Here is an 18,752-nt window from a genome sequence, read left to right as displayed (position 1 = left end):
TCACATCCTATCCTTTAGTATGTGGAACTCGAAGGCGTCTCCGGGACCGAGCATGTCTATGAGCAGCTTGCCGTCACGGGAGCTTCCCAAAACATTTACCCTGGGGTCAGCAGGCAGGTCCTTCTTTACGATCTGCAGCTCTCCCTCATACCTTCCATAACCATTATTATCAATTGTAACAGAATAGACATCTCTGTTAATACAATTTATAGGAAATACCTTACTTTTTTTAATAGTTCTTGATTCTTCAGACCTTATGACATACTCGGCAGGGTCAAGCCTGTTGTGGTGGATACCTGACAGGAAGGCGGAAGCTTCTGCTTCATCAGCCAGAAGGCGTATTGGAAGTCTGACAACATCCTGCCTTATGCCTGAAAGTGAGTCCAATTCCAGAAGGGAAGCGATTGCATCTCCGAATAGGACAAGGTCAGTTCCACCTTTCATCAGGTGCTGAGCTGAGACCATAGGCATGATATCCCTGTGAGCTTCAACTGTCGGAAGACCCTCGAAGAGGGGACCTCTTTTACCTGACCTGGAGGGAATGAAGGCCATGGTCTTCATCCCGAGTGAATGGAAAAAGTCGTTTCTCTTCTTTAGAAAATCCCATGATATTCCCGTATCGCGCCTTGGATAATAGTTGTGGCAGACTTCAACATTCAGTGGGTCAAGCCCAAGAGAAAGAAGAATGTCCAGGCTTCCCTCATCAAGGACTGATGCGTTCAGCTGAATTTTGAACCTGTCTGAATTTGAAAGCTCCGCTATCTCCTCCGGGGAGAAACCGAAATCAAGTCTCAGAGCATGTATTTTAAGCCCCATGCTCTCCATCTTCTTCATATAGCCCTTAGACACATCAGCTGTCAGCTCCATGCCCAGTGAGGCTGCCTTCTGGGCAATTGCTTCGGCCTCATATTCGAGGGTGCTGCCGGCCTCAGGTATATGCAGGGAGGTGAAGACCCTGGTGAAGCCTCTCTTTGAGGCTTCCTCCAGGTATTTCAAGCTGTCTTCAAGTGGATATCCCATTCCGGGAAATATTGAAATTCCATGCATGTCTTCATCCTCCCATTATCTTATTCTTCTACAGGATCATTGAAGCCTATAAGGCTGGTTGCGATGAATCCAACCACGTATGCCGATAAGACTCCGATAAGGTACTTCATTGCACCGCCAGGCACTATCGCTGCTGCCAGAGGCAGACCTGAAAGACCCATTGCTACAGCTCCGATGTTGCCGAATGCAGCTACTACAGCTCCTCCTGCCGCTCCTCCGATGCATGCACCGAGGAATGGCTTTCCAAGAGGAAGTGTTACGCCATATATGAGGGGTTCGCCAACACCAAGGATTCCGACGGGAAGTGCTGAGGCTATTGTTCTTTTAAGCCTCTTGTTCTTGGTCTTGAAATACACCGCAACTGATGCTCCAACCTGACCCGCACCGGCCATTGCAAGAATCGGAAGGAGTATTGTGAAGCCCTTTGATGCTATAAGGTCGGCATGGATCGGTGTAAGCCCCTGATGGATTCCTGTCATTACAAGCGGAAGGAATGTGCCCGCAAGCGCTGCTCCGATGAAGGCTCCGCCACCTGAAATGGCACCGGTTACTGCCCTACCTATGGATTCTGATATCCAGCCTCCAAGTGGCTGAAGTACGAGAACCGCAGCTGCACCTGCTACAAGGACTGTTATAAGTGGAGTCAGTATGAGGTCAAGTGACTCAGGCATCAGCTTTCTTACAGACTTCTCAACCTTAGAGGCGAAGAAAACTACAAGAAGGACTGCTATGATTCCTCCTCTGCCTGGAACCAGCTTGGTTCCGAACAGAACTATGTCACCAAGTGACGGATGCATCAGGATTCCGGCCATTACTGCTCCCAGAGCGGCAGAGCCTCCGAATTCCCTGGCTGCATTATAGCCTACCAGTATGTTCATATACGTGAATATTGCGGCTCCGAAGATTCCGAGAAGTCCTACGAGAGCTGGGTTTGCAGCAGCGAAGCCCGGAAGGACCAGAGGATTCTTCAATAGATTGTTTATACCCATTATTAGTCCTGATGCAATGAATGCAGGTATGAGCGGTATGAATATGTTTGAAATGGACTTGAGTACCCTTGAGAATGGCTTCTCATACCTTGCCTTCATATCCTTCTTTACCGCATCGGCATTTCCGAACTCTGCATCAACCTGTCCCTTTATTCCAGTAACCTTCTCGAGCTCCTGGGCAATCTTGGTTGAGGTTCCGGGTCCGACTACTATCTGGTACTGTCCGCTGCTTTCAACGACTCCCATGACACCTTCAATCTTTTTCAGCTTGTCTGTGTTCACCTTGGAGTTATCCTTGAATGTCATCCTTACACGTGTCATGCAGTTTGTTATTGAAGCGACATTATCACTGCCGCCTGAGTTTTCAAGTATTTCGGATGTCAGTCTGTCATTTTTTACAGCCATGTCTATTCCTCCCTTAATTTGTTTTCTGCAGCATCGAGCGCTCTTAATATGTATCCGCTGTTCTTGTCAAGAAGCCTTGAAGCCTCATCCTTGCCCAGTCCTGTAAGTTTAATGAGTATTGCGAGTTTAGGATTGCCAAGAGACAGCTCGATTAGCTTTGAAGCTTCATCGGCATCAGCACCTGTAGCCTGCATTACTATGTTCTTTCTTCTTTCGACAAGCTTTTCGTTTGTAGCCGAAACATCTACCATGAGATTTGAGTATACCTTTCCGAGCTTAACCATTGTTCCTGTGGTTATCATGTTAAGAATGAGCTTTTGTGCTGTACCGGCCTTGAGCCTGGTGGAACCGGTTATGGCTTCTGGCCCTACTTCTGCAACAATTGGTATGTCAGCAGCCTGAGCCATTGCTGATCCGGGATTGCAGGATATTGATACAGTAACCGCACCTGTCTTTTTTGCATGGTCGATTGCTCCCAGGACATATGGAGTTCTTCCGCTTGCTGCGATTCCCACAAGTACATCGCTCTTTGTGAATCCTGCCGAGACAAGGTCACTGGCTCCTCCTGCGAAATCGTCCTCTGCGCCTTCAACAGCGGCGAGAATTGCTTCCTTGCCGCCTGCGATGATTCCTACAACCATTCCAGGATCCGTACCAAAGGTTGGCGGGCATTCCGAAGCATCAAGTATGCCCAGTCTTCCGCTCGTACCGGCACCGATGTAGATCAGTCTGCCGCCGGACGCAATTGCAGCAGCAGCTGCATCCACCGCTTCAGCGATCCTGTCAAGGGACTTTGCAACAGCTAAAGGAACCTTCATGTCCTCTCTGTTTAGCATCCTCATCATCTCAAGGGTGGATACCCTGTCAATGTCCAAAGTGTCAAGGTTTCTCGATTCAGTAGTAAGTTTTGTCAAATCCATTAGAATCCTCCTTGTTCTGCCTTTGACACCATTATACGGCTATGAAATAAAATTTCAATATATAAAATGAAAAAATGAAACAAAAATACAAACCTTTACAGAAACTTCTTATTTGAGTATACTCTTTGCTTATAAATGATATACTGGAATAGGGAATTATGCCATAATCCAAGCATCAGGAGTTGAAGAAATGCTAAAGAAACTTTATGAGAAGAAGCCTATGGAAAGGGTTATCCCGCTTTTCGCCTGGTTCATTGCCATATACGCAGTCATGTTCCTTATCTCTTATCTGACACACGGGGATTCATGGCCGGGTGTTCCTGCTGCTGATGCAGTTGAAGCTGCAAAGGATCCTATAAGGATCATCGCAGACAGCGGCACGGTTGTGCTGTTCATAGTCGGTGGAAACATAATAATGAGGGCAGGGGGATTTACACCAGGACTTGCCATATTTCTGCTTCAGGCAGCAACAGGCGGATGGTTCGGAGGAATGAACGGAGGTCCTGAATTCTTCCAGGGGATTGGCAGCTATGCAGCCGGATTCCTTAAGACAGGATTTCTTGAATATTTGTCCTATGCAATGTTCTGCGCCGGGTCCATTGGACTTAGCATAAAGGTCTCTGAGAAGTTCCCGCCAAAGGACTGGATAGTGGAGAAGAAGCTCATTGACCTCACATTCACAAAGGACGAGACAAATACGCTGATTGCAGCTCTCATTGTCCTTGCAGCCTCGGGATTTGTTGAGGCTTTTCTCTGATCTTATTTAAGGCTTTGAAAACCCGGAATCACTCTGATTCCGGGTTTTAGCTTAAAGAGTTATTATGCTGTAGCCCTGCCTGATATAGGGCTCCATTGGCGGATGTCCTGTCATATCTCCATTTACAGGTATTCCGGAACCAAGGTTGTACTCTAGTACTCCGAATTTAGCGGAGCATCCCTTGCATACGCTGTCGAAAAGTCCCATCTCGAATGCCTTACTGAAAAGCCTGTTGTCAGTCTCCTGCATTTCTTTAATAAGCTTTACCGCCTCTCCTTCAAGGATAACCTTCACATCTATCCCTTTTTCCTTCATGTCGATAGAATTCAGCAGAACATGCACGAAACATGTTGGATCTCCCCTGAATGCGAATATTGCAACCTTCTCCACTTTTGTTACCTCCATTTTGTATTTTTTCGCTTATATATTCAGAGTATCATCGTGAACTTAAGCTGTAAACGTTTGAAGGATATATTGCCATGAGCTAACCGTGCGTGGTAGAATATTTCTAATATTCTCTTAGATATATACAGGAGGGCTGACATGGAAATAAAAAAGGTGTCGCTTGTCGGGCTTGGAGCGCTTGGCGTAATGTTCGGGAACCAGCTCCAGAAGACCATGGAGAAAGGAAGCTTCAAGGTAGTTGCAGACAGGGACAGGATAAAAAAGTATGAAGAACAGGGCATCTACAGCAATGGGGAGAAGTGCAGCTTCGAATTCCAGGCTGAAGACGAAGGCAGCCCTGCAGACCTTGTGATATTTGCGGTCAAGTACAACGGACTTGCAGATGCGATAAAGTCAATGAGGCATCAGATAGGCGAAAATACAATAATAATCTCAACGCTCAATGGAATAAAGAGCGAGGAGGTACTCGGAGAGGCCTTCGGGCATGATAAGGTAGTATATTGCGTAGCCCAGGGTATGGATGCGGTAAAGGAAGGCAACGCTCTTATCTACAAGAACATGGGGATGCTGGTAATTGGCGAGAAGAAGATGGATGAGCCAACTGAGAGGGTTCTGTCGCTTCAGAAGTTCCTGAACAGCCATGGGGTAAAGTGCGAGATTGAAAATGACATGTACAGGAAGATGTGGAGCAAATTCATGCTGAATGTCGGTGTCAACCAGGTGGTATCCCTTTATGGCGGAACCTATGGAGAGATACATAAGGAGGGACCTTCCAGAGAGATGATGAAGTCTGCCATGAGAGAGGTCATTGCTCTTTCTGAAAAGGAAGGAGTTAACCTGACTGAGGCGGACCTTGAATACTGGATGGGCATTCTGAAGACTCTCAGTCCTGATGGAAAGCCATCCATGAGACAGGATGTTGAGGCAAGAAGGATGAGTGAGCTTGAGCTCTTTGCAGGTACTGTACTTGAGCTCGGAAGAAAGCATGGAATAGACACTCCGGTAAACCAGGAGATATTCGACAGGATAACTGAAATGGAAAAGGATTATTGATGCAAATGGACTGCGGCAAAAAGCTGCAGTCCATTTTTCAGGCTAAGGATTCGACTTCATTGTATTTAGTCGTGAGAACAATAAGAAATACAAGCGAGAGGAGGACAAATGAGGAAACGGCAATTACTATGCCGGTCCATCCGAAGCTCTGGTAGAAGATGCCTGATACGGTTCCACCAACACTTGCTCCTGCGTAGTAGAAGAACAGGTACAAAGAGCTTGCCTGGGCTTTGCTTGATTTTGCTATGCCTGCGACCCATGCGCTGTTTATTGGATGGCACCCGAAGTAGCCGAAGGTAAAGAGTGCAACGCCCAGAATCGTAGCGAAGAGGATTCCGAATAGCGTCATTGCAATACCGGCTATCATGATGAGCATGGACGGTATTATGATGTGCGACCTTCTGTGTCTTGCCGAAAGGCTGCTGAGGAAGGTTGAGCTGAAGGTGCCTGTAAGGTAAATAAGGAATACAAAGCTCACAAGCCTTCTGTCCAGAAGGTATGGAGGAGCGATAAGCTCGAAGCCTATGTAGTTGTATATTGAGACGAAGCTTCCCATCATGAGGAAGGACATTCCATAGATGAGAAGAAGCCTTGGATTTGAGATATGGTCAATAAGTGATCCCGCGAGGCTCCTGACATCCATCTTCTTGGCAATAAAATGCCGTGATTCAGGGAGGAGAAGAACGAATCCGATGCTGTTAATAAGACCTATGACTCCGATGAATATGAGAGCCGACCTCCAGGTGAATATGTTGGCAATGAGACCGATGATGAGTCTTCCCGACATTCCGCCTATTGTGTTTCCGCTGATGTACAGTCCCATGGCGAAGGGGATGTCCTTTCTGTCAAATTCCTCGCTTATGTAGGCCATGGCAATTGCAGGAAGTCCCGCCAGTGCGATGCCCTGAAGAACTCTGATAATGAGAAGCAATTCGAAGGTAGAGGAAAAGCCTGAGAGAATTGCCAGTATCGATGATGTCACCGCTGAAATTGACATGATCACCTTTCTGCCATAGACCTCCGATATGGACCCTGCAATTAGAAGACAGAAGGCAAGGGTCAGAGTGGTAACCGACTGTGACAAACTGGCTGAAGCCGGCAGCAGGCTGAATTCCGATGCAAGGTTCGGAAGTATGGGCTGAGTGCTGTTCATAATGGCGAATGTATTGAATGCGCCAAGAAAAAGCGCAATATTTGCGTTTCGAAATCTCTTTCTGTAATTTCTATCATGTTCTGTTTGCATCATATTCATAATTTGAATCTCCAATCCCAGAAGTGAAACCAATACGTCAATTATACGACACATTCCGCATTATCTTAAGAATTGTTATTGTTTTGACATAATTTGTTGACTGATGTAATTGAAAAAGACCATACCATAGCTTTGATGCTATTGTATGGTCGTACTGAATATGTCTATGCTGCAAGGCCCTTTCTTCTTCCAAGAAGTATCGAAGCTACAAACGCTGCTATGCCGAATGCAGCAACGACAGCCATGGAGATATAGATCTCACTGGTGTACCTCAGTTCAAATTTCGATAATGTGCCAATGATAGTATTAGCCCTGACGTACCAGTAGGTGGGTAGAAGCCTCGCAAACTGGAGTACTGTGGGACCAAGGAAGGCCTGCGGTACGAAAACTCCGCCTAGGAAGCAGGATCCCATGGTTACAATGTTGTTTACTGCAGATATCGCATTCCTTCCGGATATCAGGTTTGCTATGAGGAAGCTTACTCCTGTGCTTGTCAGTGCGAATACGAACGAATTCAGCATAAAGAGCAGGAAATTGATGTTCAGGTTATTCTTCAAATTCATCAGGAAGCATGCAGCTACCATTATTATCCATGTAGCAACTGTAAAGATGGCCATAGCGGCGAACATCTGTGCTGTCATTGAATCCCTGCGTAGTGGTGATGAAAGGTTGCGCTTCTGAATGTCCTTATCCTTGAGTACAATCATTACTGAGCTGATCCCAAGTATCAGCACAGAGAGAAGTGAGTATGCAAGATAGTTGAAGAAGAAGACTGAAAAGTTACCTTCAGTTGCCGATCCTTCCGGTATTGATATTGAAGCCTCAGCTGTTACGGAAAGGTCCCTGGCCACATCAGCTGCCATATCCTCAACATCAGCATCCTGAAGAGAAGCTACATAGAGTCTAGATGTATTAAGATAATTGTTAACAGCCATGTCAAGGTAAACTGCCGGTATCGTACCTGGTACCACAGTAGTTTGAAGCTTCGGATCCATTCCAGACATGAAATCAGCGGTAAAGCCCTCTGGAATACGCAGCACATAGTAGATCTTCCTGAAGAACAGGGCGTCCTTGACGGAATCCTCGGAGCCTTCAAGCTCAACGAAGGTTGCGACCTTTGATAGCTCTTCCTTCAAGCCTCTTGTAAGTGGAGTATCCTCTTCGGAAATCAATGCCATGTTAGTTTTCGTTTTGGTGAAAACTGAAATTTTATCATCCCTCTGGGTGTTTGCCGATGCAATCATCATTGAAACTGCAAGGAAGATGACAACATACATGATCATCAGGGGAAGGTTTTTCTTTATGATCTTGAGGCAGAGCTTAAATACTTGCATACTTACGCCTCCTCACCACTAAATATGTTCCGATGCAGAATACTGCCGCAAATATGGCGAGTATTCCCATGTTCAGTGCGTATCTTGAGTATGTGCTGTAGTAGTAAAGGCTGTAGAATGCATCTGTAAGAAGGCTTACCGGGTTAAGGTACGAAAGTATGGGGACATTTTGCTGCACAATATATTTCATATCCTCATACATCATTCCTGCCAGGAATGAGCCGACCATGGACACAGTTATTATGACTCCTATTTTTACCCCCTCATCCTTCTTGACCAGGGAGCTTATGAATGCACCAAAAGTAACTCCTGTGAATGAACCGGCGAGTGCTGTCAGTATGACCAGAGCAGTATCGTCACCGAATTCAACTCCTATGACCTTTGAAAGGAAAAGCAGGAGCAGCAGTATTTCTATGCTGCTGAGAGTTATGGATGCAAGGATGCTCGATATGAACGATTTAAGCTTATGTACTGGAGATACAGATACCCTTGCAGCTAGTGGTGAAAGGTTGGCCTGGATATCCATAATTTCCCGGTTGCCGAAGAAAGCTCCATACATGCATGCCATTGCTATGAGTGAATAGAAGTAATTAAGGATATTGTCAGGCTTTCCGCCTTCAGGAGATACCTCCTCGGTATACTCAGCCCTCTTTTCAAGGCTTGCCATAAGCCTTGACAGCGAAGATGGATCCTTGGCGAGAATTGTTGTAACCGATGATGCAGTTTGTCCGTAGCTGTCCAGGAATATCTTAGCCATGGAAGCCCCAAGACCAGTATCTGATGCGACCAGCTTCGGTATTTCACCTGCGAGTATGTAGCCGCTGATACCATTTGACAGAAGCAGCGCTTCAGCTTCAGGGAGAGTCACTTCCTTAAGCTCGAACAGCCTTTCATCACCTGTGGAGACACTTCGCAGAGCATCCCTAAAGGCCATATCGGCCTCATAGGCAGAATCCTTTACCACAGCAATCTTGACTGGCTCAAAGGTCTCATGCTCATTCAGGTTTGAAAATGCAATGTTGAATAAAAGTGCGAGAACCATGGGAAACAAGAGGGACCAGAATATCATCTCCTTATCCCTCAGGAGGCATTTCAGTCTGGTTGTGTAAATATGGATAAACATCAGAACCCTCCTTAGTCTCTAAGCTCCTTGCCGGTGATTTCGAGGAATACGTCGTTTAGAGTTGGCAGCTCTGTTCTTATCCTCGAATACGGGGCGCCTGTCCTCTTAAGGATTTCCAGGACTTCCTCGATACTGCTCATGCCCTTTTCAGAGATTACTGTAAGTGCGCCGTCTGAGTAAGAGACAGAGGATGCTCCATCAATGCTTCTGAATTCATTCATGACACGCTCACCAGGTTCAGCTGTATCAACAATAACCTTTTCACCTATGGAGACCATTTCCTTAAGCTCATCCTTGGTTCCTGTGGCTATTGCCTTTCCCTTGTCTATTATCATTATCCTTGTGCAAATCTGCTCAACTTCCTCCATATAGTGGGAGGTATATACTACAGTTGCTCCGTTCCTGTTGAGCTCGGTTATTCCTTCAAGGATTTTGTTCCTGCTCTGCGGATCAACCGCCACAGTAGGCTCATCGAGGATGATGAGCTTTGGCTTGTGGGCTATACCGCAGGCGATGTTAAGTCTCCTCAGAAGTCCGCCCGACAGCTTCTTTGGACGGAACTTGCGAAAATCCTCCAGCCCTGTGAAGGCGATGGCCTCATCCACCAGCTTTTTCCTGAGTGCCTTATCGGTCACATAAAGTCCGCAGAAATAGTCAATGTTCTCATATACTGTAAGTTCCTGGAATACGGCGACGTTCTGCATTACAATGCCGATATCCCTCTTTGCCGCGTAGTTCTCGGGTGTCATGGGCATTCCGAACACTTCGATCGTTCCTTCATCATACTCGAGAAGGGACAGGATACAGTTTATCGCAGTTGTCTTTCCTGACCCATTCGGGCCAAGGAGTCCGAATACCTCTCCTTCATGCACCCCAATGTCCAGATGGTCCAGTGCAGTAAGTGTCCCATAACGTTTTACAAGATTTTTAGCGTCAATTACCATAAAAAATCCCCCTCTGATGATTCAGGTCTAAGGTCAATTATATTGTAATACATACATATGGAAATCATAGTGTCAGAGACGTTTTAAAGTCACTTACGATGTTAAATATTCGTTAACAAGTTAACTATGATTATCCGTAGATACTGATATTATCTGCTTTCACTGTACTGACAATAAAAGACGATGGTTGTATAATAATCAAGTATCCTAAAAAGGGGTGATTCAAATTAACGAAAGAAAGAAAGCGATTCTTCAGCTACTGGCAGCAGCAGTGCTGTGGAGTACCGGAGGAATACTTATAAAGCTTGTGGATTGGAATCCTGTTGCAATAGCCGGCTCAAGAAGCCTGATTGCAGGCTTTCTCATACTCTTCTATCTGAAGAAACCGAAGATAACTTTGTCAAAGCCACAGCTGGCTGGAGCTGCTGCATATGCCTGCACAGTCATCATGTTTGTCATAGCCAATAAAATGACCACATCAGCCAATGCCATCCTTCTGCAGTACACTGCACCTGCATTCGTAGCAGGGCTGTCAGTATGGCTTCTGAAGGAGAAGGTAAGATGGTTCGATATAGTATCCATAATAATCGTGCTTGGTGGAATGGTCCTGTTCTTTACTGATTCAGCCGGGAAGGGTAATACAGCAGGAAACATAGTGGCGATACTATCCGGCTTCTTCCTTGCATGCGTTACCATAGCCCTCAGGTTCCAGAAGGACGGGTCACCTGTCGAGACGATGCTTCTGGGGAACTTTGCAACATTCCTTATATCGATACCTTTCATATTGGGAGGACTGCCGGACCTTAAGAGCCTTATCGGGATAGTTCTTCTGGGAACCATCCAGCTCGGCGTATCATACATACTTTACGCCCTGGCAATAAGGCACCTCAAGGCGCTTGAAGCCATTCTTATCACTGTAATTGAACCTCTTCTCAATCCCTTCTGGGTATTCATATTCGATGGTGAAGTGCCGACACTGTTTTCTCTTGCTGGAGGGCTAGTGGTTCTATCAGCTGTGGTATGGAGAAACATTATATCAGTCAGGTCAGCGAACGCTGTGAGCTAAGTAATAATTGAGCGTTTTTAAGTCCGCAGGGGTTATCCTGCGGACTTAATTTAGTCAAGGAATGTAAAAAGAAGGATGTCGTCCCTGTCTTTCGAAAAATCAACAATGGATTCGGTAAATCCTGACTTGCTGAATATAATATAGTACCTTTTTGCAGATTCGATTAGGCGGCTCTTTTTCTCCAGTGACTGGAAGACTTCGATGCCAGCTTTTTCATTTCTCCATTTCGCTTCGCCAAAGAATTTCATTTGAATTCCTACTCCTACCAGATCAATTTCCTCTTCCCGGTGTTCGAGTAGATTGTTTCCCCACCATCTTCCTCGTTTTGTCACAAGATCCGGAAACAGACCATCATGGTTCCATTTGTCGAAGTGGTCGAAGAATATGTCTTCAAAGCCCTGACCCATAAATTCTGGTATGACTGGCTTTACTACTTTCTCAAAAACTTGAACTCCAAGTCCTGACATTATGGCGCTTTGGTTCGGCATCACAAAGCGGTACCAGAATCTGAAGCATCCATCCTGAATCCTGTATATCGTCTTTCTGCCTGATTCATTGCCAATTGGCTTTTCTTTTCTGATTATACCAAGGTCTGCAAGAGATTCGAAGTAACGGTTTATTGCACCTGACTGCATATTGACCTTTGTGGCTATTTCATTGCTTTTGCTAGAACCTTTTGCCATGGCATCCAATATGTCATTGTAAACTCGGGGCTCTCTAAGTTCCTGCTTCAGAATATTTGAAGGTTCCTCATAAAGTCTTCCGCTGCTTTCGAAGAACAATGAAATCAAGTTGGCCTCAAGCGATTTTGATTTATCCACATGACTTAGGTACTCTGCAATTCCACCTGTTGCGCAGTGAATTATTGCTGAATCTTCCTTACTCATCGGAGCAAGATAATCTAAGGTCTCAAAGAATGTGAATGGCATAAGGCGGTACTGAGCAGTACTTCTGCCGTACAGCGGGCTCTTGGCTCCAAGCACCTGATGCTCCATGAAACTCATCGACGAGCCGCATAATATTAGATGCAATCTTGAATCTCGCCATTCATGGTCGCAGAATTTCTGTATCAGCGAGGAAATTTCTGGTGCTGAAGCTGCAAGGTATGGATACTCGTCAATTACAAAGACGATTCTCCGATCTTTTGATATCATTGCAAGATAGTGGAACAAATCTTCATAAGTCTGCCAAGGAGCCATTCCTTCGCTGCCAGTGAATCTGTGGATTTCTCGTGACAAAGACTGTAGGTTGCTTGATGCACCAGCTTCAATTCCCATATAGTAAATAGCTGATCTATCTTGAATGAATTTCTGTATCAGCCATGTTTTGCCGACTCTTCGCCTTCCATAAATTACGCTGAACTCAAATTTTGCGCTTTCATACTGTTTTTCAAGACCAGCAAGTTCTTTAACTCTTCCCACAAAGTCCATCATAGTCGCCTCCAATCTGTTCATTATCTACGTTATACCATACAAGAACATGATTTACAAGAATACGATCTTGTAAATCATGTTCTTGCTATTTCGGGAGTATAATTTCGTGAATATCTGAATATGACCTGGGTAATGACCTGATCAATGACATACTGATATGGAAGAAGAACAGCCAATCTTTTTTGGATTGGCTGCTCTTCTTCCATTGTTATTATTCAGTTTATTATCTAAGCGATTTGTCGTATGGTATTCCTTCAGCCTTCGGAGCCCTTGATTTCTTTGAGGTGAAGGCGAGGACAACCATAGTGGCTACGTATGGAAGCATCTTGTAGTAGGTCTGGTTGATACCCAGGTTGTTAAGGAACGGTATCAGGGCTACTGAGTATGCAAGGGTCCTCAGGAATGCGAAGAACATCGCTGCAAAGAGTATCCTTCCAGGTCTCCACTGCCCGAATATCATTACCGCCAGAGCTAGGAATCCGAATCCGGCGACTCCGGTATGTCCGTTGACATTGCCGTCCATTACCCCGACCGAGTAGAAGAAGCCACCTATTCCTGCAAGGATTCCCGATATGCTGACTCCAGCATATCTCATGAAGTATACGTTTATTCCTACAGAGTCAGCAGCCTGGGGATGTTCCCCGCAGGCCCTGAGCCTCAGGCCGAACCTTGTCTTGTAGAAGATCACCGTTACAATGGCCATGAGTACGAATCCTATATATATTGTCATGTAGGTCTTCTGGAAGAAAAGCTGTCCTATTACAGGAATATCACCTAGGACAGGGACCTTCTGTATATAGAAGTTCATGTCTGTTGTGATTCCGTCGCTGTTGAAGAACATCTTGGCAAACAGAAGTATTGCTGCAGGTATGAGCATGTTGAGTGATGTTCCTGTGATTGTCTGGTTAGCCTTCATGCTTACTGCCGCGAACGAGAGCAGCAGGGAATATATCAACCCTGAGATCGCAGCTACTACCATGCCAAGCAGGAGTATGGTCTGCGGACTCATTCCGCTCTTCTGAACTGAGAATACGAACAGGGCACCGAAGAAGGCTCCGAACAGCATTATTCCTTCGAGGGCTATGTTGATTACGCCGCTTCTTTCACTGTACATTCCTCCAAGCGCTACAAGAAGCAGTGGAATTCCTACAGGAAGCATATTTTGTATAAGATAGTATAGAGTATCCACTTACTTCGCCTCCTTTGCTTCATTCCTGTGCATCCGCTTCTTAAAGAACCTGCCGACTGCTGCGTTCATTACCATCGCAAAAGCTGAGAAGTATATTATTACGGCGATAACTACGTCAATGATCTCCGGCTTGTAGCCCTGGAGGCTTGCAAGCGTTCCGCCTCTCTGGATATGCGATATGAAGAGGGCGGAGAAGATTATACCGAGCGGGTGTGAGTTTCCGAGGAGCGCTACAGCGATTCCGTTGAAGCCTGCAGAAGCGATTATATTGATAGGCTCATAGGTCATGCTGCTGCCTGTGATACCTGATGGCGCAAGTATTGCAAAGGCACCGCCCAGTCCTGCAAGGGCTCCTGCTATTGCCATGGTGAGGATTATATTCTTCTTACCGTTCATTCCGGCATAGTCTGCCGCGAACTTGTTGAATCCTGTAGCCTTAAGCTCATATCCGAAGGTGGTCTTCTGAAGCAGGATATATAGCAGTACACCGATTATTATGGCAATGATAATCGAAATGTTGACATTTGAACCGCTTATCCCAAGTGAGGGAAGCTGAACTGTTGACGGCAGATAGTTTGTCCTTGTCTTAGCAGATACATACATTGTGCCGTTGCTCTGTATGAGCATGTCAATTAGGTACATTCCGATGTAGTTGAACATGATCGAAGTTATTACCTCGTTGACATTAAGTATCGCTTTGAATACTCCGGGGATTATACCCCAAAGCATGCCGCCTATCATTCCTGCAAGGATAGCTGCTATCCAGTGAAGGCTGCCAGGAAGCTTTACCATGAATCCCACATAGAGAGCGAAGAACATACCCATGGTGTACTGTCCTGAAGCTCCGATGTTGAAGAGTCCCATCTTGAAGGCGAAGCCCACAGCAAGACCGGTCATCATTATAGGGGTCGCGAAGTAGAAGACGTCGCCCAGACGCTTGAAGCCTCCGGCCATTACGTTTGTGAATCCAGCTATTGCATTTCCTGCATCAGCAGCCAGCATTACTATGAATCCAAATACAAGTCCCAGGAATATAGCAAGCAGTGCGGAGGTGAAGGATGAGAATCCCTTGCTCTTGGTTATTTTCATGATGTCAAAAGTCTTCTTATTCTCCATGGCTGTTCTCCTTTGCCGTATTCCTCTTTGCTCCAGACATGTACAGTCCGAGTTCTTCGACAGTTGTATTCTTCGGATCGAGTTCTCCCACGATTTCGCCCTCGTACATGACAAGGATCCTGTCGCTTACATTCATTACCTCATCAAGCTCAAGAGATATCAGCAGTACACCCTTTCCAGCGTCCCTTGTTGAAACCAGCTGCTTATGAATGTATTCTATAGCTCCTACATCAAGGCCTCTTGTCGGCTGGACTGCAACAAGCAGCTCATGCTTCTTGTCTATTTCCCTGGCGATGATGGCTTTCTGCTGATTTCCGCCTGACATGCTCCTGGCAGGTGTAACTGGTCCCTGGCCGCTTCTCACGTCATACTGGCTGATCAGCTTTTCAGCATACTTTCTCATGGCATCAAATCGCAGGAATCCACTCTTCTGGAACTCAGGCTGCCAGTACCTCTGGAGTATCAGGTTCTCCTCGAGGCTGTAGTCGAGTACAAGTCCGTGTTTGTGCCTGTCTTCAGGTATGTGGCTCATTCCTGATTCTGAACGGTGCCTGATTGATGCCTTTGTGAGGTCCTTGCCACCAAGGGTGATCGTACCACCGGTGGATTTTTCAAGACCTGTAAGTGCTGAAACAAATTCAGTCTGGCCGTTTCCGTCGATTCCTGCAAGGCAGACAATCTCGCCCCTCTTAACATCGAAAGATACGTTCTTGACCGCATTGTTCTTGTGTGTCTTGGAGGGTACTGTAACACCCTTTACAGAAAGAACTACATCTCCTGGTTCGCTTGGTTTCTTATCTATACTAAAATCAATGTCCCTGCCTACCATCATCCTGGACAGCTCTTCCTTGGAGGTGGATTTGACATCGACCGTACCGATGTACTTGCCTTTTCTAAGCACTGTGCATCTGTCGGCAACTTCCTTGATCTCATTGAGCTTGTGGGTTATGAAGAGTATTGACTTGCCTTCCTTTGCGAAGCCTCGCATTATCTCAAGGAGCTCCTTGATTTCCTGTGGAGTGAGCACAGCAGTAGGTTCGTCGAATATCAGTATCTCGTTGTCCCTGTATAGCATCTTGAGTATTTCCACCCTCTGCTGCATACCGACACTGATCTTCTCTATTACGGCATCAGGGTCTACCTTCAGTCCATACTGTTCGCTTAGCTTGACCACCTTCTCCCTTGCTTCGCTCTCTTCAAGAAACCCCATTCTAATGGGCTCCACACCAAGTATGATGTTCTCAAGGACTGTGAAGATCTCGACGAGCTTGAAGTGCTGGTGGACCATTCCTATACCAAGGTTATTGGCATCGTTCGGGTTGTTTATTTTGACTACCTGTCCATTTTTCCTTATCTCGCCCTTTTCAGCCTGGTACAGTCCGAAGAGGACACTCATGAGCGTGGATTTTCCTGCTCCGTTCTCACCGAGAAGAGCATGGACTTCGCCCTTTTTCAAGTTAAGGGTGACATCATCATTTGCGATGATGCCTGGAAACACTTTGGTTATGTTGCGCATCTCGATAATATAGTTGTTTTCCACGATAACCTCTTCTTCCTCCCTGTTATTTTAGACAAAAATAGGGGAAAACTCGCGCCTTCCCCCATTTGCTTTCCTGACTTGCATAAGGCGCAGGCCAATATGCGAGCTGACTTGATTTTTTACCTGGTAGTTACAGAAACCTTAACAAGCTTGAATCCGTCCTTAAGTTCTGTTGCAGTCGCATAACCTGTCTTTGCTTCTACCTTGAGCTCACGGATCGGGTCTACAGTTCCCTTTGAAAGGGACTCATATGCCTTGTCGTATGCTGCCTTGTCGAATTTCTTGAATCTGTCGAATGCATTTGCCTTTGTATCGCCAATTACTGCTGTAGGAAGTCCTACGCCATTATTGGTTGCGTTGAAGTATGTTGACTTTCCTGCATAGGTGGTCCAGCTGTTGGTCTTGTATATCGACTCAAGAACGCTTATGACTGATGCCCCGAGTCCCTTCATTGCTGAAGTGATTACAGTAGGGCTGTCGTATCTCTGGTCAACGTCAACTCCTATTACCTTTGCATTTGCTTCAGTAGCTGCAGACATTACTGACTTACCAACTGCTCCGCCTGCAGCGAATATGACTTCAGCACCTTCCTGGTACATGGTCTTTGCTGTTGCCTTGTTTGTATCGTTCTCTTCAAAGTTACCTGTGTAGTGGTAGGTTACCTTTACTGATCCATCTGCGAGTCCGAGCTCCTTGGCTGCATTCTCAGCACCCTGAAGGAATCCGTATCCGAATGCCTGAACTGCAGGAACTGCCATTCCGCCCATGAAACCAAGCTTGGTCATGCCGTCCATTACTGCTGCATAGCCTGCAAGGTATCCTGATTCTTCTTCAGCATAGAATACGCTTGCTACGTTTGACTTTGTCTCGAATGTCTTGTAGTCAGCTGTATGAGGTGCTCCATCAAGAAGTATGAACTTGACGTTAGGATATTTTGTCTGCGCGTCATACATAGGTACCTCGAACAGGAATCCAGGAGTTACTATTACCTTTGCTCCTCCGGTGACTGCAAGGTCTATGGCTGCAAGATATCCGGAATCTGATGCTTCCTCAGGCTTGTAGTACTTGTGTGTGATTTTTGCGCCTTCAGCGAACTTTACGACGCCTTCCCATGCTCCCTGGTTGAATGACTTGTCATCGATGTTTCCTTTGTCGGTGATAAGCGCAATTTCAAATCCGCTCGGCGTAGTTGGGGTAGTCGGTGACTTAGATCCGCAACCAGCGGCGACCATACCTACAAGCAGGATGGACATGACAATAGCCAGCATTTTTTTCATATGAAAAACCCTCCGTTTACTTCGTTCGACTTTCTGTCGTTGTCTTCATTATAAGGATTTATTCACAAAATCACAACATTTATCGTTTACATGCATGTATAAAAGAAATCAAAAAATATATACTTTGAATATCAAACAATTTAATGCAATTTGCATGTTTTGAACGTACAGAACCAAAGGTTTCCAATAGTGCAATTTATGGAACCGTTTTATGGGAAATTGATCTCATAGCACAATTTTAGGTGATATTCTGAAAATATGGAATGAAACATCTCGAGTGATGCACCATAGATGTCAAAATGCGTGCAAGCACGAGAAAAGAAGTCGGATGAGATGAGAAGATTGGAACAGTCTGAGTTTTGGAATTTGAAAATACAGAAAATGAAGTTGACTCTATCTTGATGAGTAAGTTGAGCATACTTGTGACTTCAGTCGTGAGTTTGCAAGTGAAGTCAAGAACTAAAAAATACTTATAACATTAGCATATATCAAGTAATAATCATCACAAAGCACCTTGTGTTGTAGCTTTGCACTATTCAAATGTAAAGGAACCGGACCTTCATTATGTCTGAAATACATTATGTGCGTGGATATATCTATACGATTCTGTATCATATGGTCCTTGTGTAAAGTGCTGACATGATATCCCTATTTGGCAGGTGGATAAAAATATGAAGGATTTGTTAAATCTGATTCCAGATGTCAATGGTATGAATATTCTGGAGGAGGAAACACATAATGATTATGTGCATCTGAAGATTATTTCAAACCTCAGTACTATATCCCAAATGTCGTCAAAGCACTTAAAGTGGAATCCCAGCTGCTTTGTTGCCACAGTCAGTGAAAACACCAAGGAGCAAATCCGCAGGTACATACAGAGTCGGAAAAAGAAATGAGACAGT

Annotated in this window: 16 protein-coding genes and 1 pseudogene; 4 read left to right on the top strand and 13 right to left on the bottom strand. The window is 45.4% G+C overall.

The window, feature by feature from the left end; genetic code table 11:
* From J2Z34_RS11640 to murQ, 3 genes are read right to left on the bottom strand one after another with little or no spacing between them, the layout of a single operon-like run.
* Positions 1–1,047 carry a MupG family TIM beta-alpha barrel fold protein gene (locus J2Z34_RS11640; RefSeq protein ID WP_209460037.1) on the bottom strand — a complete coding sequence of 349 codons (1,047 nt, stop codon included), beginning with the start codon at positions 1,045–1,047 and terminating at the stop codon, positions 1–3.
* Between the two features lie 20 nt (positions 1,048–1,067).
* A complete protein-coding gene (locus J2Z34_RS11635; protein WP_209460036.1) occupies positions 1,068–2,441 on the bottom strand; it encodes a PTS transporter subunit EIIC in 1,374 nt (457 codons plus the stop codon).
* Positions 2,442–2,443: 2 nt separating this feature from the next.
* Complete coding sequence (murQ, locus tag J2Z34_RS11630; protein ID WP_209460035.1) at positions 2,444–3,361, bottom strand: N-acetylmuramic acid 6-phosphate etherase; 918 nt, start codon at positions 3,359–3,361, stop codon at positions 2,444–2,446.
* Positions 3,362–3,551: 190 nt separating this feature from the next.
* Between murQ and J2Z34_RS11625 the strand changes: the two genes are divergently transcribed.
* Entirely contained in the window at positions 3,552–4,118 is a 567-nt protein-coding gene (locus tag J2Z34_RS11625) for a hypothetical protein (protein ID WP_209460034.1), read from the top strand.
* Positions 4,119–4,169: 51 nt separating this feature from the next.
* Here J2Z34_RS11625 and J2Z34_RS11620 read toward each other — a convergent pair whose 3' ends face one another.
* Positions 4,170–4,508 (bottom strand): cytoplasmic protein, encoded by a 339-nt coding sequence (locus tag J2Z34_RS11620; protein ID WP_209460033.1) that lies wholly within the window; start codon positions 4,506–4,508, stop codon positions 4,170–4,172.
* Between the two features lie 153 nt (positions 4,509–4,661).
* Between J2Z34_RS11620 and J2Z34_RS11615 the strand changes: the two genes are divergently transcribed.
* Entirely contained in the window at positions 4,662–5,576 is a 915-nt protein-coding gene (locus J2Z34_RS11615; protein WP_209460032.1) for a ketopantoate reductase family protein, read from the top strand.
* A gap of 37 nt (positions 5,577–5,613) precedes the next feature.
* Here the strand turns inward: J2Z34_RS11615 and J2Z34_RS11610 are convergent, their stop codons facing one another.
* The 4 genes from J2Z34_RS11610 to J2Z34_RS11595 form a co-directional block, all read right to left on the bottom strand.
* Positions 5,614–6,828, bottom strand: coding sequence for an MFS transporter (locus J2Z34_RS11610; RefSeq protein ID WP_245250684.1), 1,215 nt, complete (start codon positions 6,826–6,828; stop codon positions 5,614–5,616).
* Between the two features lie 164 nt (positions 6,829–6,992).
* On the bottom strand, positions 6,993–8,162 hold the full coding sequence (locus J2Z34_RS11605) for an ABC transporter permease (protein WP_209460031.1): 1,170 nt from the start codon (positions 8,160–8,162) through the stop codon (positions 6,993–6,995).
* Positions 8,149–9,285: an ABC transporter permease gene (locus J2Z34_RS11600; RefSeq protein WP_209460030.1), complete on the bottom strand. Its 1,137-nt coding sequence runs from the start codon at positions 9,283–9,285 to the stop codon at positions 8,149–8,151. Before J2Z34_RS11600 ends, J2Z34_RS11605 begins: the two co-directional genes overlap by 14 nt.
* A gap of 11 nt (positions 9,286–9,296) precedes the next feature.
* Entirely contained in the window at positions 9,297–10,229 is a 933-nt protein-coding gene (locus J2Z34_RS11595) for an ABC transporter ATP-binding protein (RefSeq protein WP_209460029.1), read from the bottom strand.
* Between the two features lie 217 nt (positions 10,230–10,446).
* On the opposite strand from J2Z34_RS11595, the gene J2Z34_RS17885 reads away from it, so the two are divergent.
* The gene (locus tag J2Z34_RS17885) at positions 10,447–11,295 is read left to right on the top strand and encodes a DMT family transporter (RefSeq protein WP_209460028.1); all 849 of its coding nucleotides are present in this window, start codon (positions 10,447–10,449) and stop codon (positions 11,293–11,295) included.
* A gap of 50 nt (positions 11,296–11,345) precedes the next feature.
* On the opposite strand, the gene J2Z34_RS11585 is transcribed toward J2Z34_RS17885, so the two are convergent.
* The 5 genes from J2Z34_RS11585 to J2Z34_RS11565 all read right to left on the bottom strand — a co-directional run bounded on the left by J2Z34_RS11585 (position 11,346) and on the right by J2Z34_RS11565 (position 17,850).
* Positions 11,346–12,728 (bottom strand): ATP-binding protein, encoded by a 1,383-nt coding sequence (locus J2Z34_RS11585; protein WP_245250681.1) that lies wholly within the window; start codon positions 12,726–12,728, stop codon positions 11,346–11,348.
* Positions 12,729–12,951: 223 nt separating this feature from the next.
* Complete coding sequence (locus tag J2Z34_RS11580) at positions 12,952–13,917, bottom strand: ABC transporter permease (protein WP_209460027.1); 966 nt, start codon at positions 13,915–13,917, stop codon at positions 12,952–12,954.
* Positions 13,918–15,033, bottom strand: a complete 1,116-nt coding sequence (locus J2Z34_RS11575) for an ABC transporter permease (protein WP_209460026.1) — start codon at positions 15,031–15,033, stop codon at positions 13,918–13,920.
* Positions 15,023–16,549: an ABC transporter ATP-binding protein gene (locus J2Z34_RS11570; RefSeq protein WP_209460074.1), complete on the bottom strand. Its 1,527-nt coding sequence runs from the start codon at positions 16,547–16,549 to the stop codon at positions 15,023–15,025. Before J2Z34_RS11570 ends, J2Z34_RS11575 begins: the two co-directional genes overlap by 11 nt.
* A gap of 143 nt (positions 16,550–16,692) precedes the next feature.
* Entirely contained in the window at positions 16,693–17,850 is a 1,158-nt protein-coding gene (locus J2Z34_RS11565) for a BMP family lipoprotein (RefSeq protein WP_209460025.1), read from the bottom strand.
* Positions 17,851–18,414: 564 nt separating this feature from the next.
* Between J2Z34_RS11565 and J2Z34_RS11560 the strand changes: the two are divergent.
* A pseudogene (locus J2Z34_RS11560) lies at positions 18,415–18,746 on the top strand (transposase).
* Positions 18,747–18,752 lie beyond the last annotated feature (6 nt).

Source organism: Youngiibacter multivorans, assembly GCF_017873395.1.
In the GTDB taxonomy this organism is placed as follows: Bacteria; Bacillota; Clostridia; order Clostridiales; family Clostridiaceae; genus Youngiibacter; species Youngiibacter multivorans.
Note: the sequence above shows the minus strand (reverse complement) of the source record. Positions and strands in the feature narration are given on the sequence as shown.

What these genes read in the sequence shown, in the direction of transcription:
- J2Z34_RS11640 (WP_209460037.1), bottom strand. Translation starts at nt 1,047, where the DNA reads ATGCATGGAATTTCAATATTTCCCGGAATGGGATATCCACTTGAAGAC.
- J2Z34_RS11635 (WP_209460036.1), bottom strand. Translation starts at nt 2,441, where the DNA reads ATGGCTGTAAAAAATGACAGACTGACATCCGAAATACTTGAAAACTCA.
- murQ (WP_209460035.1), bottom strand. Translation starts at nt 3,361, where the DNA reads ATGGATTTGACAAAACTTACTACTGAATCGAGAAACCTTGACACTTTG.
- J2Z34_RS11625 (WP_209460034.1), top strand. Translation starts at nt 3,552, where the DNA reads ATGCTAAAGAAACTTTATGAGAAGAAGCCTATGGAAAGGGTTATCCCG.
- J2Z34_RS11615 (WP_209460032.1), top strand. Translation starts at nt 4,662, where the DNA reads ATGGAAATAAAAAAGGTGTCGCTTGTCGGGCTTGGAGCGCTTGGCGTA.
- J2Z34_RS11610 (WP_245250684.1), bottom strand. Translation starts at nt 6,828, where the DNA reads ATGAATATGATGCAAACAGAACATGATAGAAATTACAGAAAGAGATTT.
- J2Z34_RS11605 (WP_209460031.1), bottom strand. Translation starts at nt 8,162, where the DNA reads ATGCAAGTATTTAAGCTCTGCCTCAAGATCATAAAGAAAAACCTTCCC.
- J2Z34_RS11600 (WP_209460030.1), bottom strand. Translation starts at nt 9,285, where the DNA reads ATGTTTATCCATATTTACACAACCAGACTGAAATGCCTCCTGAGGGAT.
- J2Z34_RS11595 (WP_209460029.1), bottom strand. Translation starts at nt 10,229, where the DNA reads ATGGTAATTGACGCTAAAAATCTTGTAAAACGTTATGGGACACTTACT.
- J2Z34_RS11585 (WP_245250681.1), bottom strand. Translation starts at nt 12,728, where the DNA reads ATGATGGACTTTGTGGGAAGAGTTAAAGAACTTGCTGGTCTTGAAAAA.
- J2Z34_RS11575 (WP_209460026.1), bottom strand. Translation starts at nt 15,033, where the DNA reads ATGGAGAATAAGAAGACTTTTGACATCATGAAAATAACCAAGAGCAAG.
- J2Z34_RS11570 (WP_209460074.1), bottom strand. Translation starts at nt 16,549, where the DNA reads ATGCGCAACATAACCAAAGTGTTTCCAGGCATCATCGCAAATGATGAT.
- J2Z34_RS11565 (WP_209460025.1), bottom strand. Translation starts at nt 17,850, where the DNA reads ATGAAAAAAATGCTGGCTATTGTCATGTCCATCCTGCTTGTAGGTATG.